General features: G+C 71.6%; 12 protein-coding genes and 1 pseudogene. 5 read left to right on the plus strand and 8 right to left on the minus strand.

Features of this window, described 5'->3' with window-relative positions; all coding sequences use genetic code 11:
- Both ACFW9D_RS13100 and ACFW9D_RS13105 read right to left on the minus strand, forming a co-directional pair.
- Nucleotides 1-1,131, minus strand: a 1,131-nt coding sequence (locus tag ACFW9D_RS13100) for an Nramp family divalent metal transporter (RefSeq protein ID WP_384621153.1), incomplete at its 3' end; no start/stop codon positions are given.
- Nucleotides 1,132-1,206: 75 nt separating this feature from the next.
- On the minus strand, nucleotides 1,207-1,746 hold the full coding sequence (locus ACFW9D_RS13105) for a hypothetical protein (protein WP_384621155.1): 540 nt from the start codon (nucleotides 1,744-1,746) through the stop codon (nucleotides 1,207-1,209).
- Between the two features lie 139 nt (nucleotides 1,747-1,885).
- Here ACFW9D_RS13105 and ACFW9D_RS13110 point away from each other — a divergent pair, with 139 nt between their 5' ends.
- Genes ACFW9D_RS13110 through ACFW9D_RS13120 form a run of 3 tightly spaced genes read left to right on the plus strand, consistent with a single transcriptional unit; the run spans nucleotide 1,886 to nucleotide 3,976 of the window.
- The gene (locus ACFW9D_RS13110; protein ID WP_384621158.1) at nucleotides 1,886-2,344 is read left to right on the plus strand and encodes a hypothetical protein; all 459 of its coding nucleotides are present in this window, start codon (nucleotides 1,886-1,888) and stop codon (nucleotides 2,342-2,344) included.
- A 1-nt stretch (nucleotide 2,345) separates the two neighbouring features.
- On the plus strand, nucleotides 2,346-3,608 hold the full coding sequence (locus ACFW9D_RS13115) for an amidase domain-containing protein (protein WP_188337144.1): 1,263 nt from the start codon (nucleotides 2,346-2,348) through the stop codon (nucleotides 3,606-3,608).
- On the plus strand, nucleotides 3,608-3,976 hold the full coding sequence (locus ACFW9D_RS13120) for a hypothetical protein (RefSeq protein WP_384621161.1): 369 nt from the start codon (nucleotides 3,608-3,610) through the stop codon (nucleotides 3,974-3,976). The genes ACFW9D_RS13115 and ACFW9D_RS13120 overlap by 1 nt, the downstream gene beginning before the upstream one ends.
- A gap of 18 nt (nucleotides 3,977-3,994) precedes the next feature.
- Here ACFW9D_RS13120 and ACFW9D_RS13125 read toward each other — a convergent pair whose 3' ends face one another.
- The 4 genes and pseudogenes from ACFW9D_RS13125 to ACFW9D_RS13140 form a co-directional block, all read right to left on the minus strand.
- Complete coding sequence (locus ACFW9D_RS13125; RefSeq protein ID WP_188337146.1) at nucleotides 3,995-5,479, minus strand: GntP family permease; 1,485 nt, start codon at nucleotides 5,477-5,479, stop codon at nucleotides 3,995-3,997.
- A 160-nt stretch (nucleotides 5,480-5,639) separates the two neighbouring features.
- Nucleotides 5,640-6,050, minus strand: a complete 411-nt coding sequence (locus ACFW9D_RS13130; protein ID WP_188337147.1) for a RidA family protein — start codon at nucleotides 6,048-6,050, stop codon at nucleotides 5,640-5,642.
- Nucleotides 6,047-6,814 carry an IclR family transcriptional regulator gene (locus tag ACFW9D_RS13135; RefSeq protein WP_188337148.1) on the minus strand — a complete coding sequence of 256 codons (768 nt, stop codon included), beginning with the start codon at nucleotides 6,812-6,814 and terminating at the stop codon, nucleotides 6,047-6,049. The genes ACFW9D_RS13130 and ACFW9D_RS13135 overlap by 4 nt, the downstream gene beginning before the upstream one ends.
- Nucleotides 6,811-7,806 (minus strand): annotated as a pseudogene (locus ACFW9D_RS13140) (sugar kinase). Before ACFW9D_RS13140 ends, ACFW9D_RS13135 begins: the two are co-directional and overlap by 4 nt.
- Before the next feature lie 242 nt (nucleotides 7,807-8,048).
- On the opposite strand from ACFW9D_RS13140, the gene ACFW9D_RS13145 reads away from it, so the two are divergent.
- The gene (locus tag ACFW9D_RS13145) at nucleotides 8,049-9,347 is read left to right on the plus strand and encodes an amino acid deaminase (RefSeq protein WP_384621165.1); all 1,299 of its coding nucleotides are present in this window, start codon (nucleotides 8,049-8,051) and stop codon (nucleotides 9,345-9,347) included.
- A 217-nt stretch (nucleotides 9,348-9,564) separates the two neighbouring features.
- The gene (locus ACFW9D_RS13150) at nucleotides 9,565-11,172 is read left to right on the plus strand and encodes an amidohydrolase family protein (RefSeq protein WP_384621168.1); all 1,608 of its coding nucleotides are present in this window, start codon (nucleotides 9,565-9,567) and stop codon (nucleotides 11,170-11,172) included.
- Between the two features lie 15 nt (nucleotides 11,173-11,187).
- Here ACFW9D_RS13150 and ACFW9D_RS13155 read toward each other — a convergent pair whose 3' ends face one another.
- Together ACFW9D_RS13155 and ACFW9D_RS13160 are read right to left on the minus strand one after the other, a co-directional pair.
- Nucleotides 11,188-12,060 carry a serine protease gene (locus ACFW9D_RS13155; protein ID WP_223205962.1) on the minus strand — a complete coding sequence of 291 codons (873 nt, stop codon included), beginning with the start codon at nucleotides 12,058-12,060 and terminating at the stop codon, nucleotides 11,188-11,190.
- 102 nt (nucleotides 12,061-12,162) lie between these two features.
- The gene (locus ACFW9D_RS13160; protein ID WP_384621171.1) at nucleotides 12,163-14,319 is read right to left on the minus strand and encodes a bifunctional polysaccharide deacetylase/glycosyltransferase family 2 protein; all 2,157 of its coding nucleotides are present in this window, start codon (nucleotides 14,317-14,319) and stop codon (nucleotides 12,163-12,165) included.
- Between the last annotated feature and the right edge of the window lie 485 nt (nucleotides 14,320-14,804).

Genomic DNA, 14,804 nt, shown 5'->3' on the forward strand with positions numbered 1-14,804 from the left:
CCCGGGTACGCGACGGCCGTGGGGGGGTACGTCCCCCCACTGGTGTCCGCCGCGTCCGGGCCCGCCCTTCTCCGGGTCGCCGCGCGGGACCTCGGGGCCCGGGGTCCGCGCGCCGCGGTACCGCTCGGCGAAGTCCGCGAACATCAGACTCACGCCGTGCCAGACGCCGATGAGCGAGGTGAAGGACGTGGCGAAGAAGCCGACCAGGAACAGCTTCGCGGTCGCCGTGCCGTACTCCGCCTCCAGGATCTTCGACAGGTCCACGAGGCCCTTGTCGCCCGACGAGATCGCGATGTTCGAGGAGTGCAGGAGCTCGGCGCCGACGAAGAGCATCGCCACGACGAAGATGCCGGTGGTGATGTAGGCGACGCGGTTGTCGAGCCGCATCACCTTCATCCAGCTGGTGTCCGACCAGCCCTTCGCGTTGACCCAGTACCCGTACGCGGCCAGGGTGATGGTGCCGCCGACGCCGCCGATCAGGCCGAGCGTGTTGAGGATCGAGTCCTTCTCGTCGGGCACGACCGGGAGCAGGCCCGCGAACGCGTCGGCCAGGTTCGGGGTGACCCGGATCGCCAGGTACACCGTCACCACGAACATGACGCCGACCAGAACGGTCATGACCTTCTCGAAGACCGCGTACTTGTTGAACCAGACGAAGGCCAGCCCGACGAGGCCGCACAGGATCGCCCACGGCTTGATCGACCAGTCGCCCGGGAACACGTCGGGGAACAGCGCCTGGAGCGGCAGCGCGCTGGACGACATCGCGGCGGCCCCGTAGACGAAGCCCCACACGATCACGTAGACCGCGAAGAACCACGTCGTCCAGCGGCCGAGGCTCGCCCAGCCGTCGAACAGGGTGCGGCCGGTGGCCAGATGCCAGCGGCCGCACGCCTCCGCGAGACTGATCTTGACGACGCAGCCGATGACCGCGGCCCACAGCAGGGTGTAGCCGAAGTTGCTGCCGGCGATCAGCGTCGCGACGAGGTCACCGGCCCCGACGCCGGTCGCGGCGACGACGATGCCGGGGCCGATGTGGCGCCAACTGGACTTGCGGGGCCCGTCGAGGCCGTGGGCCGTGGAGTCGGTTCCTGGGGTTCCTGGAGTTCCTGGTGTTCCCGTGGTGTCCGCCATGAACATCAAGGGTGCGTAAAGATCCGTGGCGGACAAGGGGTTGGGCAGGAATCGGCCCGAACGTGGTGGGTCCGCTCAGTCCTCGAAGTACGCGTCCAGCGCCTTGTCGAGGGCCTCGGTCCACTCCTGGAGGCGGGCCTTGTCGGGGGCCTCGACGTCGTTCGGGTACCAGCGGCTGTTGGGCGTGTGGACCGTCACGAGCAGGCGCTTGCGGGCCGTGCCGACCTCGACCGCGCTGATCTCGTCCCAGGTGAAGTCCGCCTCCTGGTCGTCGAGCGTGAAGCGGACGCCGGTCGCGTCGACGGTGATGGAGCCGCGGCGGTCCTTCGCCTCCAGCACCGGACCGTCGCCCTCGGTCACCGCGGCCTCGTCCTCAGCCTCGGCTTCCGATTCGGGATCGGCGTCCGCCTCGGCCTCCGGCTTCTCGGCCTCGGGCGCCTCGGTCTCCGGCGCCGCGTCCTCGGGCACCGCGTCCTGCGTCACCTCCTCCGACGGCTCGTCGGATCCCGTGACCGCGTCCTCGACTGCCGTCTCCGGGACGGGAGACGTCAGGCCGGGGACGTACGCCGGGTCGAAACCGGCACCGGTGACGGGCGTGACCTTCTGGCTCTCCATACGCTGCTCCACGGGCCGAAGTATGGCGGACGAGGCTGTGCGGCGCTCCCTCCGGGCCCACCTCGTTATTTGACGTGCCCATTACCGTGCTCTGTTACCTTCGTCGATTCAGGCAGTGCGAGACGGGGGTCGAACGCGCATGGCGTGGGACGAGTGGGAAGAGCTCAAGGCCGCGGCGGCCGAACGGCACCGCAACGGGCAGGCGGGACCGGCCGCTCCCCCGGCGCAGATGCGGCTCAACCAACTGGCGCCCGACGGGGGCGGCGGCGGGGGCCGGCCGGACATCGACATCAAGACCAAGGGCGTGCACGGCGCCGCGAACGACACCGAGACGCTGTCCCGGAACGCCATGACACGGCTGAACCACTCGCTCGACGGCAGCGACGACGTGTACACGTACCACATGTTCAACGGCTGGACGAGCTCCGTACAGCTCAAGGTGTGCGCCCTGAACTGGGAGGAGCACATGGTGTCCCTCGCCAAGCAACTCGGCGACCTGAGCGCCAAGTTGAGGGACTCCGCGAACGGGTTCGACGGCGCGGACGCCGAGGCGGAGCGCCGGCTGAACGCCGCCGTCCGCGACCTCGGGAAGGCGTGACGTGGTCACCTACGAGGGCATCAACAACGCCCACCCGGAGAAGTGGAAGACGGCCTCGGACGAGTTCCACTCGCTGGCCAAGTACGCGCTGCAGGCGGCGAAGGACCTGCGCGACTACGGGGTCAAGCCGCTCGCCGAGAACTGGACCGACGAGGTCGGCAAGGCCGCCGCGGGCAAGTTCGCGACGCTGGCCGACCAGTTCGAGGTCGCGTACGACATCCTGCTCGCCGTCAACATGGTCGCCGACGGCGTGACCACCGCGATCGAGACCGCGCACAGCACCATGCGCGAGGCGGTGCAGCTCGCCGACCGGTACGGGCTGACGATCGGCGCCGACGGGACGATCACCGGGCCGCCCGTGCACAACCGCACCGAGGCCGAGGAGATGGGCCCCTACCGGCAGCAGGTCAAGGATCTGATCGACCAGGCGGTGGAGCAGGTGACGACCGCCGACAAGCTGGCCGCCACCGAGTTCGCCAAGCTCGGCGAGCAGACCACGCTCACCGACCCGTCCAAGGCGCTCAACGAACTGCAGACGCACGCCTCGCACGTCCAGATGCAGATGATGGCCGCGGACGTCCCGGTGGGCGAGGACCCGACGACCGTGCGTCAGTGGTGGGAGGGGCTCACGCCGAAGCAGCAGAAGGACATGATGCTGGCCGAGCCGACGCTCATCGCGAACCTCGACGGCATCCCCCAGGACGTCCAGACCGAGCTGCGCGGCAACGGCAAGTACGACCGGGTCAAGCTGGTCCAGTACGCGCTCGACCACTGGGACAAGGACGACCCGACCGACTTCGGCAACAACTGCACCAACTTCGTCTCCAACGCGCTGCTCGCCTCGGGCATGCAGCAGAAGGAGTCGTTCTGGGGCGGCACCACCGACGACGACAGCTGGATGGTCGGCAACCCGAGCGGCTGGGACTGGGTCGACAAGAAGCTCGCCTACTCCGACAACTGGACCGCCGCCGAGAACAACCAGAACTTCATGCTCCGGCACGGCGGAGAGGAGATCGCGCCCGCCGACGTGAAGCCGGGCGACATCATCTACTACGAGCAGTCCGGCCCCAACGACTCGATCGAGAAGGGCAACACGCACCACGCCGCGATCGTCACCGCCGTGATGCCGGACGGCGAGATCAAGTACACCCAGCACAGCGACTCGTACCAGAACGTGAGCCTCGAAGGCCGTATCGAGGCCACCGAGAAGCACGAGGGTCAGCAGAACATCCGCATCGTCCGCCCCAACCCCGACTGGTACTGATGACCACCATGAACCAGCCCACCACCGCCCCGACCCGCCGCGACGGCCTTCTCACGGCCGCCGTGGTCCTGACCGCGCTGTCGGCCGTGCTGCTCGGCGCGCACATCTCCTTCGACGGGGACACCTTCCAGGACTGCGTGTACCTGGGCCCCTCGACGCGGATGTACGTGACCGCGTGGGCGGGGCCCGTGTGCAGCGTGGCGGCCCTGCTGCTCGCCGTCCGCCGCACCGCGCGCTTCGGCGGCGCGCGGGCGGCGGTGGTGTGCCTGGCGGTGCTGCTGCTCGCCGTCCAGGTCTTCGCGCTGTACTGGGTGTACGCGCCCGACCCGGCCGGCGGCACGGGCTGCTCGGGGCTGGCCTTTCTCTGACCCGTCCCCGAGCCGCCTCTAGACGAACAGGCTGATCACCGCGGCGACCGCGAAACCGGCCACCGACAGGACCGACTCCAGGACGGTCCAGGTGCGCAGGGTGTCGCGCTCCGAGATCCCGAAGTACTTGGAGACCATCCAGAACCCGCCGTCGTTGACGTGCGAGGCGAAGATGGAGCCCGCCGAGATCGCCATGATGACCAGGGCGATGAAGGCCTGCGAGTAGTTCCCCTCGCTGAGCAGCGGGGCGACGATGCCCGCCGTCGTGACGATCGCGACGGTGGCCGAGCCCTGGGCCACGCGCAGGACGAGCGAGATCAGGTAGGCCAGGACGATGACCGGCAGGCCGACGTCGTTGAACGTGTCGGAGAGGGCCTGGGCGATACCGCTCGCCTTGAGGACCGCGCCGAAGACACCGCCGGCGCCGACCACGAGCAGGATGTTGCCGACCGGCTTCAGGGAGGCCGTCGAGACCTGCTCCAGGGACTTGCGGGACCAGCCGCGGCGGATGCCGAGCAGGTAGTACGCGAGCAGCAGGGCGATCGTCAGGGCCACGAAGGGGTGGCCGAAGAACTCGATGACCGAGCGGCCCGTGGAGGGGTCGAACGCGATCGAGGAGAACGTGGCGAGCAGGATCAGCACCAGCGGGGTGCCGATGATCGCGAAGACGATGCCGAGCGGCACGGGCTTCTCGTGGGGCTCGACGCCCGCCTTGCGCTGCTCGGCGACGAGGGCGGCCTTGGCCTCCTCGGCGGCCTCGACCATGTCGTGCGGGACGGGCACGAAGATCCGCTTGCCGATCCAGGCGGCCCAGCCCCAGGCGGCGAGCACGGCGGGGATGCCGCACACGATGCCCATGAGGATGACCCAGCCGAGGTCGACCTTGAGGAGGCCGGCGGCGGCGACGGGGCCGGGGTGCGGGGGCAGGAAGGCGTGGGTCATGGACAGACCCGCGAGCAGCGGCATGCAGTACAGGACGATCGACTTGCCGCCGCGCTTGGCGGCCGCGTAGACGATCGGCGCGAGGACGAAGATGCCGACGTCGAAGAAGACGGGGATGCCGAAGATGAGGCCGGTGAGGCCCATCGCGAGCGGGGCGCGCTTCTCGCCGAAGAGGTTCAGCAGGCGGGAGGCGAGGACCTCGGCGCCGCCGGAGACCTCTAGGACGGCGCCGAGCATGGTGCCCAGGCCGATGATGATGGCGACGTGTCCGAGGGTGCCGCCCATGCCGGTCTCGATGGTGGAGACGGCGTCGGAGCGCTGGACGGTGCCGAAGAGTTCGGTGACGGAGAGGCCGGCGCCGAGGCCGACGGCTATCGAGACCGCGAGGAGGGCCACGAAGGGCTGCAGCCGCACCTTGATGATCAGGAAGAGCAGCAGCACGATGCCGAGGACGGCGATCGTCAGAAGGCCGGCGGTGCCGCCGATCAGGGGCAGGATCCCGCCGGTGTGGGGCGGGGGCGCGACCGGGGCGGTGGCCGCGAGGGGGGACAACGGGGACATGTGGGACCTCGTAAGAGCATGGAGCTTTCAGCAGGAAGGGGACTCCGTCGTGGTGCGGCGCCGGAAAGGGTGACGCGCCGCACCGTGACGGTGAACTCGGTGCACTCGGGGAACTGCGGGTTCCCGTGGGGGGAGGGGGCCTCGGGTCCGGGCGGGTGGGTCAGCTCAGGACGGCGAGGGCGTCGATCTCGATGAGCAGGCCCTTGGGCAGACCGACGTAGACGGTCGTGCGGGCGGCGGGGGCCTCCTTGAGGCCCTGCTCCTCGAAGTACGCGTTGTAGATCGCGTTCATCTCGGCGAAGTGGTCGACGTCGGTGAGGTAGACGCGCATCATCATGACGTCGTCCCAGGTCGCGCCGCCCTCTTCGAGGATCGCCTTGACGTTGGCGAAGGTCTGGAGGGTCTGCTCGCGCAGGGTCGGGCCGGCCGGGGTGGGGGCCTGGCCCTCGACGGCGGGCAGGAAGCCGACCTGGCCGGCGACCTGGAGGATGTTGCCCTTCTTCACGCCGTGCGAGAACTTCGCGGGCGGCGTGGTGTGCGTGGCGGGGGTGAGGGCGGTCTTCTCGCTCATGATGAACTGGCTTCCTTCGAGGGGGTGTTGCCGGAGTAGTCCCGGCTGATGGCTTCCGCCGTGCGGCGCACCAGCGGCAGCAGGGTGAGGAGTTCCTCGGCGGTGACGACGACGTTCGGCGCGGAGACCGACATCGCGGCGACGACCTTGCCGTCGGCGCCCCGGATGGGCGCGCCGATGCAGTTGATGGACTCCTCGTGGCCACCGAGGTCGGTGGCCCAGCCCTGTTCCCGCACCTTGTCCAGCTCCTGGAGGAAGGCGGACGCGTTCGGGGTGGAACGGGCCGTGTAGTGGGGGTAGTCGAGCCGCTCCGCGATGGCGCGGCGCTCGGGCTCGGACAGGTCGGCGAGGAGCAGCTTGGCGACGGCCGCGACCGTTATCGCGACGGGCTTGCCGATGCGCGAGTACATGCGCACCGGGTAGCGGCTCTCCACCTTGTCGATGTAGAGGACCTCGTTCTCCTCGTAGACGGCGAGGTGGATCGTGTGGCCGCACTTCTCGTTGAGGGCGACGAGGTGGGGGTGGGCGATCTCGCGCACGTCCAGGTTCTCGACGGCCTCCTGGGCGAGGGCGAAGAGGCGGGCGCCCAGGCGGTAGCGCTGGTCGGACTGGCGGTGCACGAGGCCGTGCTCGTGCAGGGTGCGCAGCAGGCGCAGGGCGGTGGACTTGTGGACGCCGAGCCGGTCGGCGACCTGGCCCAGGTCGGCGGGTCCCTCGGCGAGCAGCGGCAGGATGCTGAGCGCGCGGTCGACGGTCTGGCTCATGGCGTGCGTTCCTCCTCGGCGGGCCTCTCGTCGGCGGAGTCCTTCGCGGTCCACCCGGGGCCGAGGTGCAGTTTCTCCCACGCGGGGCGGTCCAGAGCGGTCAGCCGGTCGGCGTGGCTCCGGGCCGGGGGCGCGGCGAGGTCGCCCGCGACGGTGAGGGCGGCGGCGGCCCAGAGGTGGCCGTGGCGCAGCCGGTCGGCCACGGGCAGGGCGCGCAGGGTCGCGGAGAGGAAACCGGCGGCGAAGGCGTCGCCCGCGCCGACGGCGGCGACGACGTCGACGCGCGGGGCGGGCTCCTCGGTGCGGACGGTGCCCTCGTAGGCGACGGCGCCGTCGGCACCCCGCTTGACGACGAGGACCTGCGGCTCGGGCAGCGCGGCGCGGATCGCGTCGGGGCCGCCGGTGATCCCGAAGGCGTCCTCGGCCTCGTCCTCGCCGACGAAGACGAGGTCGGCGCGGCGGGCGAGGTCGAGCAGGACGCGGGCGTCGGCGGGCTCGGACCAGAGGCCGGGCCGGTGGTTGACGTCGAAGGAGACGAGCGGACCGCCGTCCGTGTCCGCGCCGACGAGGGCGCGGAGCAGGCCGAGGCAGTCGTCGGAGAGGGCGGCGGTGATGCCGGACAGGTGCAGGATGCGGCCCGAGCGCAGGGCGTCCAGGTCCGTGTTCGTGGCGGACATCGCGGAGGCGGCGGATCCGGCCCGGTAGTAGGCGACCTCGTGGTCGTCGCCGGCCCGGTCGGGCGGGGGGGTCTAGTCGTGGCGGGGGGGGGGGGGGGGCGCGCGGGGCGCGGCGGGGGGTGCCACCGCGTCGGGGGCTATCGCGTGGTGGGGGTGGTCCGCTAAGCCGTCGGCGCCGACGGCGCTGACCCAGCGGGTGGAGTGTCCGGCGGCGGCGAGCCCGCACACGACGTTGGACTCGGCTCCGCCGATGCCGCGGTCGAACGAGGGAACGTCGGCGAGCCGCCCCGGGACGGAGGGCCGGAACGTGACCATGGACTCGCCGAGCGCGACGACCTCCACGGCCTCCCAAGCAGCCGGGGAGGCCTGTGCGGCGGGTGCGGTTCCGGTGGCGGTCACGGTGCGGGGTCTCCTCGCGGCTGGGGTCGCGGCCAGGTCGCGGCCTGGAGGGTCAACGGCTCCGTTGACCCGGCGTTGGCTCGGATGTTAGACAGCAGTAAGCGACATACGCAATGACCGTTGCACATGATGCAACGGGCAAGCCTGGAGGAGGCTCCATGACCGCCGACAAAGCCGTCGATGCCGTCACCGCGCTGGAGGAGCTCGCGCACGAGCGGGTCGACTTCCGGTTCAAGGGCATGCCGCCCGCGGCCGAGGGCCTGACGGTCGCGGAGCTCGCCGCGCGCCGGCTCAACCTCTTCACCGACGGCTTCACCACGCCGGTCCTCGCCCTGTCGGCGGAGCGCCTGGAGCACAACCTCGCGCTCATGGAGACGTACACGGAGCGGCACGGGCTCGCGTTCGCGCCGCACGGCAAGACGTCGATGGCCCCGCAGCTGTTCCGGCAGCAGGTCGACCGCGGCGCCTGGGGCATCACCCTCGCCGTCCCCCACCAGGTGCGCGTCGCCCGGAAGTTCGGCACCGAGCGGGTCTTCCTGGCGAACGAGGTCGTCGACGCGACGGCGCTGCGCTGGATCTCCGCCGAGCTGGACCGCGACCCCGGCTTCCGCTTCATCTGCTACGTGGACTCCGTGCGCGGTGTCGAACTGATGCAGGCCGCCCTGACCGCCGCCGGGGCCTCCCGGCCGGTGGACGTGGTCGTGGAGCTCGGCGCGGGCGAGGGCGCCCGGACCGGGATCCGCACCGAGGCCGAGTGCGCCGAGGTCGCCGACGCGGTGGCGGCGGCGCCCTCGCTGCGGCTCGTCGGTGTCGCCGGGTACGAGGGCGAGGTGCCGCAGGCGACCCCCGAGCGGGTGCACGCCTGGCTGCGGCGGCTCGTCGCGCTCGCCGCGGACTTCGACAAGGCGGGGCGCTTCGCCGGGCTCGACGAGATCGTGATCAGCGCGGGAGGCTCCGCCTGGTTCGACGCCGTCGCCGACGTCTTCGCCGAGATCCCCGAACTGAGCGCGCCCGTCCTGAAGTTGCTGCGCTCCGGGGCGTACGTGTCGCACGACGACGGTCACTACCGGCGGCTGACACCGTTCAACCGGGTCGCCGAGGAGGGCGCGCTCGAGCCGGCGTTCCGGCTGTGGGCGCAGGTCGTGTCGCGGCCGACGCCGGAGCAGGCGTTCACCAACGCCGGCAAGCGGGACGCGGCCTACGACCTGGACCTGCCCGAGGCGCAGGTCGTGCGGGACGGGCGGACCGGGGCGGTGCGGGATGCCGACGGGGTCGCGGTGACGGGGCTCTCGGACCAGCACGGGTGGGTCCGTACGGAGGGCTCCGCCGGGGTGGAGGTGGGTGACTGGATCGGCATGGGGCTGTCGCACCCCTGCACCTCCTTCGACAAGTGGCAGCTCATCCCGGTCGTGGAGGCGGACGGCACGGTCGTGGACTACGTCCGCACGTTCTTCTGAGACGGGTGCGCGACCACGCGCCGTAGGCCCACGGGCCTCGTGTCGACCACCGGCCGGTGGGGCTTTCTCGCGCAGTTCCCCGCGCCCCTGAAATGCAGACCCTTCGTGTCGCATCTCCCCGATGAGGCGCAGCCTCGTCAGGGGCGCGGGGAACTGCGCGACCAGCCCCCACCGGACCCGCACCCGAAAGACCACCCCCCAAGAGAGGCAGCCAGGAATGACGGACCTGGTCATCAAGGACGTCCGCGTCATCGACGGCACCGGTGAAGCCGGTTACCGCGCCGACGTGGCCATCGCGGACGGCCGCATCACCCGCATCCACCCGGAGGGCAGGGGCCCGCGCCCCACCGCCGCGCGGACCCTGGACGCGGACGGGCTCGCCCTGTCCCCCGGGTTCATCGACATGCACGCGCACAGCGACCTCGCCCTGATCCGCGACCCGGACCACAGCGCGAAGGCCGCCCAGGGCGTCACCCTGGAGGTCCTCGGCCAGGACGGCCTGTCCTACGCGCCCGTCGACGACCGCACCCTGGGCCAGGTCCGCCAGGTGATCGCCGGCTGGAACGGCGACGGCTCCGACATCGACTTCGACTGGCGCACCGTCGGCGAGTACCTGGACCGCCTCGACCGCGGCATCGCCGTGAACGCCGCCTATCTGATCCCCCAGGGCACGGTGCGGATGTACGCCGTCGGCTGGGACGACCGGGACGCGACGGACGCCGAGCTGGACCACATGCGCCGGCTCGTCGCCGAGGGCATGGAGCAGGGCGCGGTCGGCATGTCGTCGGGGCTGACGTACACGCCGGGCATGTACGCGAAGGACGCCGAGCTCACCGAGCTGTGCCGGGTCGTCGCCGGGTACGACGGCTACTACTGCCCGCACCACCGCAGCTACGGCGCCGGCGCCCTGGAGGCGTACCGCGAGATGGTCGAGCTGACCCGCAGCGCGGACTGCTCCCTGCACCTGGCGCACGCCACGATGAACTTCGGCGTGAACAAGGGCAAGGGCGCCGACCTGCTGGAGCTGCTCGACGAGGCGATCGCGGCCGGCGCCGACATCATCCTCGACACCTACCCGTACACGCCTGGCGCCACGACGCTCGTCGCGATGCTGCCGAGCTGGGCGAACGAGGGCGGCCCCGACGCCACCCTGGCCCGGCTGCGGGACGACGCGACCGCGGAGCGGATCCGGCACCACGTCGAGGTCATCGGCTCCGACGGCTGCCACGGCGTGCCGATGGAGTGGGACACGATCGAGATCTCCGGTGTCTCCGACCCGGGGCTCGCCGGGTACGTCGGCAAGACGGTCGCGGAGGCGGCCGCCGGGCACGGCGAGGCCCCCTGGGTCACCGCCCGGCGCCTGCTGCTCGCCGACAACCTGGGCTCGACGATCCTCCAGCACGTCGGCCACGAGGACAACGTGCGGGCGATCATGAAGCACCCCGTGCACACCGGCGGCAGCGACGGCATCCTCCAGGGCGTCAAGCCGCACCCGCGCGCGTACGGCACGTTCCCGCACTATCTCGGGCACTACGCCCGCGACCTCGGCGTGCTGTCCCTGGAGGAGACGGTCGCGCACCTGACCTCGCGGCCCGCGGCCCGGCTCAGGCTGCCGGACCGCGGTCTGGTCCGCGAGGGCTACCGCGCCGACCTGGTGCTCTTCGACCCGGACACGGTGGCAGCGGGCTCGACGTTCGAGGCGCCGCGCACCCTGCCGACGGGCATCCCGCACGTGCTGATCGACGGGAAGTTCGTCATCGAGGACGGCCGCCGCACGGACGTCCTCGCGGGCCGGTCCGTACGGCGTACGCCGTCGAAGAGCTAGTGGTCAGCCGCGCGACTAGGCCTGGGGCTCGGGGAGTTCACACTTCTCGCGCCCCAGGTCGAGCGTCCCGTCGTGGCGCAGGCAGGGCACGATCCCGTAGGTCTGCTGCGCGTAGCGGGCGTCGGGGCGGACGGTGACATTGCCCTTGCGGTCGACCTCGCAGGGGTTGTCGAGCGTGCACTCCTCGCCGTTCTCGTTGTGGGTGTTGTTGACGGCGATCACGCGTCCGGTGTGGTCGTCGATCACCGGGGAGCCCGAGGTGCCGCCGATGGTCTCGCACCCGGGGGTGTAGCGGACCGAGTCCTTCCAGGTCCACCAGTACTCCTTGAGCTGGGGCACGAACCCGTCGACGGAGCACTTGTACTGCTTCTTCCAGTACCCCGACACCACGGTGATGTCGGTGTTCTTGCGCGGGTGGCGCGGGTCGAGGAGCAGCGGCGCCACGTGGTACTTGGCCTCGATCTCGGCGTACGTGCTGGTGAGCCGGTACAGCGAGACGTCGGTGTCGGTCATCGTCGCGTACGAGATCTGGTCGGCCTGCACGGTGCCGAGCTGGCCCGCGTTCTCGTCGAGGACCTTGAAGGTGCGCTTGGACGGCTGGTCCACGACGACCTGGCCGGCCTTCGGGAAGCCGGTCTCTATGCAGTGCCCGTTGGAGAGCACCATCGCGGGGTCGTCGGGCTCGGACTGCGGGGTGCGCACGATCGAGCCGGAACAGTTGCTGAGCGCGACGGTGCCCGCGAAGGTGACGGGCGCGTCGTTCGGTCTCTCCCGGACGCCGTTGTCCGCGGCGGCGGGTGCCGCGCCCGCCCCGGCCAGGACGAGCGCGAACGCCGCGCCCGTGAGGACGCGGCCGAGCCTCGGTGTCATCGGTGCTGCAGGTGCCATTGGGTGGAGCCCCCCTTGCCGACGCCGGGTACGGCGTCCGTTGCCGATGGTTGCCGTGCGCATTCTTCGGGCTCGGCGGGCGGCGCGACAAGAGGGCGGACGTCAACTCCCTTGGCGCGCGGCCTGGTTGCCGAAGGTTCCGGCGCGCTGCATGCGCTGCCAGCGCAGCCGGTTGCCGAGCAGGGCCGTGACGACGGACTGCACGACGACCAGATACATCAGCTGGCGGTAGACGACGATCTGCAGCGGAAGCGTCCACACCGGCTCGAAGCGCTCCTTGTCGAGGCGTAGCGCGTACAGCGCGCTGACGACCTGGACGGCGGTGAACGCCAGCCAGACCAGGGCCGCCTGGCCGGTGCCCTGGAACAGCAGCCCGTACACGGCGAACACGTCGACGAGCGGGGCGAACAGCGGCAGCAGCGTCTGGAAGAGAAGCAGGTAGGTCAGGCCGCGGCGGCCGAACTTGCCGGCCTGGCCGCGCTCGACGAGGGCGCGGCGGTGCTTCCACATGGCCTGCAGGGTTCCGTAGCACCAGCGGTAGCGCTGCTTCCACAGCTGGCGGACGCTCGCCGGGACCTCGGTCCAGGCGATGGCCGTCTCCTCGTAGACGACGCGCCAGCCGGCCCGGCACAGGGCCATGGTGAGGTCGGTGTCCTCGGCGAGGGTGTCCTCGCTGACCCCGCCGACGCCGTCGAGGGCGGTGCGGCGGAACGCGCCGATGGCGCCCGGCACGGTCGGCATGCACTCCAGCACGTCGAACATGCGGCGGTCGAGGTTGAACCCGATGACGTACTCGAGGTGCTGCCAGCGGCCCAGGACGCCCTGGCGGTTGCCGACCTTGGTGTTGCCGCTGACGGCGCCGACGCGCGGGTCGGTGAACGGCTGGATGAGGTTCCCGATGGCGTCGGGCTCGAAGACGGTGTCTCCGTCGATCATCACGACGAGGTCGAACTGGGCCCAGGACAGGCCCGTGTTGAGGGCGGCGGCCTTGCCCGCGTTCTCCTGCCGCACGACCATCACGCGCGCGTCCTGGGCCCGCATCCACTCGGCGATCTCGTACGTCCGGTCGCTCGAACCGTCGTCGACGACGATGACCTGGACGTAGGTGTGGGTGGAGGCGAGCAGCGAGCGGATCGTCGCCTCGATGCCGGCCTCCTCGTTGTACGCGGGCACGATCACGGAGACGGGTTCGGTCAGGCGGGGCGGGCGGCGGCCGCGGCGGCGCCGGGCGCGGACGCGGCGCACGTGGACGCGGGCGACGGTGAACAGCAGCACGAGCCGGGCGACGGTGATGACGCCGGCGGCGACCATCAGCCAGACCATGGCGTCGACGAAGAAGAGGGACGCCGTCTGGGCCCAGACCAGTGCGGTGCCGCGGACCTGTTCGGTGACGGAGACGGAGTGGGTGACGCCGTCGAGGCCGAGGCCGTCGCCGACGGTGGTGAAGCGGACGCCGCCGAGCGGGGCGGCGAACAGCCGCTCGGTGTCGCGCACGGCCTGCGCGGAGCCGGTGAACTGGCGCACGGCGCCCAGGCGCGGGGAGCGGGCCGGGTCGTCCGCGGCGACCACGACGTAGCCGTCGGCCATGGCGCGGCGGGCGGCGTCGGCCTGGTCCGCGCACAGGGACGCCGTTATGGCGGTGTGCGGCAGGCGCAGGAGCCGGGTGCCGACTCCGGCCGAACCGGCCAGGGTGTTCTGGCCGAGGGAGAGTTCGAGGCGGGCGCGGACGGCGGAGACCTCGGCGAGGTTGACGTCGCTGTAGGTGTGGGTGCCGATCTCGTGACCCTCGTCGCGGATCCGGCGCACGAGGCCGGGGTGGGCGGCCGCCTCGGTGCCGGTGAGGAAGAAGGTGGCGCGGGCGTGGTGGCGGGCCAGCACGTCGAGCAGGGCCGGCGTCCAGGCGGGGTCGGGGCCGCCGTCATAGGTGAGCGCCACGGCCCTGGCGGGCATCCGGGCGCTGCGCGGGTCGCCGGTGCCGGGGTCCTGGCTGAGGACGGGCCCCGCCGCGCGCAGGGTGCGGGGCGGGGGCGCGCAGGCGCCGGCCGGTCCGGAGGTGGCGGCGATCTCGTGCCGCCCGTATCCGCTGAAGGTCAGCGCCGTCGCGGCGACGGCGAGCCCGAGCAGCAGCAGGAGCCAGTGCGCGCGCGGGTCCCGGCGCAGGGCGTGCCGGGTGCGGGGGCGTGCGGGTGGGGGTGGGGTGCGGCGGGCGCTCGCACGGGGTGCGGTGGTGCGGGTGTCGCGGGGGGATCTCCGGGTCACTTCGGTCCCTTGCTGGGCCCCGGCGGACGGTTGCCTCGCCCGGGGGTGTCGGTGGGGTTCCCCCGAGCGGGCGCGGTGGGGTGCGCCTCGCCCGTACGGCCGGACACGCAGCTGGTCAGGCTCGCGCCGTTCTTCTCGGGTGTGAGGAAGGTGTTCTCGGGTGCGCGGGAGACCTTCTCGGGTGCGCGGAGGGTGTTGTCCGGTGCGCGGAAAAGCCTTCGGGGCACGTCGACTTCGCGACGGACACCGTGGCCCGGGTCGGTTCGGAACCCTGACGGGACCCGGCGCGCGGTCGCCTCGCCTGTGCGGCCGGACGCCAAACCGGTCGGGCTCGCGCCGGTCCTCTCCGGTGTGCGGAGGGTGCTGTCCGGTGCGCGGAAAAGCCTTCGGGGCACGTCGACTTCGCGACGGACACCGTGGTCCGAGTCGGTTCGGAACCCTGACGGGACCCGGCGCGCGGTCGCCTCGCCTGTGCGGCCGGACGC

This window comes from Streptomyces sp. NPDC059524 (genome assembly GCF_042749255.1).
Taxonomy (GTDB): domain Bacteria; phylum Actinomycetota; class Actinomycetes; order Streptomycetales; family Streptomycetaceae; genus Streptomyces; species Streptomyces xanthii.